A 1980-nucleotide genomic window follows, 5' to 3' on the forward strand; every position below is an offset into this window, starting at 1 on the left:
CTTACCACCTCTAAAACAATTAACTATTTATCAATAATGCTTTTACAATAAATGAATGCATTACCTTTGCTTAACTCGTTAGTAGAACTGGCCTTGAAGGCTTGATTCAAACGCTAGCTTAAGTAAGCCCCCTAATAATAAAATAAAATTCTAATTGTGGAGTGTGACTATGACCGCACGTGAAACTGTGGTTCCAGTTTTACTTGAAAAAGTTTACAAACTGATTCAAGACAAACTTGACCTTGCTCATCGACCTCTCGTAACTCAACTTGCTCAACACTTGTTTAGTAATGTTTCTCACGACGATCTAACTCAGAGAAACGAATCCGATTTATATGGTGCTGTAGTTAGCTTATGGCATCACATCAATGAAAAGAAAGCTGACCAAATCTCTGTTCGTGTTTTTAACCCGACAGTAAGTCGTCAAGGTTGGCAATCTACTCACACTATCGTAGAGATAGTCGTACCAGATAGCCCATTCCTTGTAGACTCTGTAAAAATGGCGCTGACTCGCCTAGACCTTTCTTCTCACCTTATGCTTCACAATCCAACACAAATCTCTCGCACTGATAAGGGCAGTGTTGTCGGCGTGAGCAATAACGAAGGTGCATTCCAATCGCTTTTCCATATCGAAGTAGACCGTCTTAGCAGCAAAGCTGAAATGACAGCGCTCAAAACGGAACTACTGGATATCTTTACCGATACTGGTTTAGTCGTGAACGATTGGCTGAAGATGGTTGAAAAACTTGAGGAAGTAACGAATCAAGTTGAAAAGCAAAAAGAAAGTATTCCTGTAGACGGCCAACGTTTTGATGAGACGTTGGCGTTTCTTCGTTGGTTAGGCGAGCACAACTTTACGTTTATGGGCTACAAGGAATATGACCTTGTTTCTGTAAATGGCGACACAGAACTACAACCGACCAAGGAGCAAGGCCTTGGTTTGTTTGCGAATTCAGATCGTGTGCGTAACGTTAAGCTGTCTGAGTTTTCTGACTCGGCACGCTTAGAAGCGAAAAAACCGTATGTACTTATCGTAACCAAGGGCAACACGGCTTCACGCATTCACCGCCCAGCTTACAATGATTACATTGGTATTAAGAAGTTCGATAAGAACGGTAAGGTCATTGGTGAACACCGCTTTACTGGTCTTTACACCTCTGCCGTTTATAACCAAACCGTTGAAACTATTCCTCTTGTTCGCGAGAAAGTAGAGCGTATCTTAGACGCGAGTGGTTACCGTGAAGGTTCATACTCTTACAAAGCTCTGCACAACATTCTAGAAAACTACCCGCGAGATGAACTGCTTCAAGCTCGTGAAGAAGAATTGCTAGAAGTCGGTACTGGCGTAGTTCAAATGCAAGATCGCGATCTTCTGCGTTTGTTTGTTCGCAAAGACCCGTTTGGCCGTTTCTTTAGCTGCATGGTTTACGTTACCAAAGATCGTTACAACACCGAACTTCGTCGTCAAACCCAACGCATCTTGAAGCAGTATTTCGGTTGCGAAGAAGAGGTCGAATTCACGACATACTTCTCTGAAAGCCCACTGGCGAGAACGCACTATATTGTTCGTGTTGATAACAACAACATGGATGTGGACGTGAAAACAATTGAGCAAAATTTAATGGAAGTATCGTCTACGTGGGATGACCGCCTGTCTGAATCAATCGTTGCTAACTTCGGTGAGAGCAAAGGTCTTCCGTTATCGAAAGAGTACATGCGTGCATTCCCACGTTCGTACAAAGAAGACATGATGCCTGGTTCTGCGGTTGCAGATATCGAGCGTTTAGAAGCACTAAGTGAAGACAACAAACTGGGCATGCTTTTCTACCGCCCTCAAGAAGAAGCGGCAGACTCTAAAGCTGTTCGTTTGAAGCTGTTCTACCACAGTGATGAGCCGATTCACCTGTCTGATGTTATGCCAATGCTTGAAAATTTTGGCCTGCGCGTTATTGGTGAATCACCTTATGAAGTACGCAAGAC

1 pseudogene is annotated in these 1980 nt (G+C 43.2%); it reads left to right on the plus strand.

From position 1 onward, the window contains the following. Positions 1-169: 169 nt before the first annotated feature. Positions 170-1980: pseudogene (locus AB4653_RS13680) on the plus strand (NAD-glutamate dehydrogenase); the annotation flags it as partial.

Origin of the sequence: Vibrio sp. 10N.222.48.A3 (genome assembly GCF_041475345.1) — a bacterium.
GTDB lineage: Bacteria > Pseudomonadota > Gammaproteobacteria > Enterobacterales > Vibrionaceae > Vibrio > Vibrio tasmaniensis_A.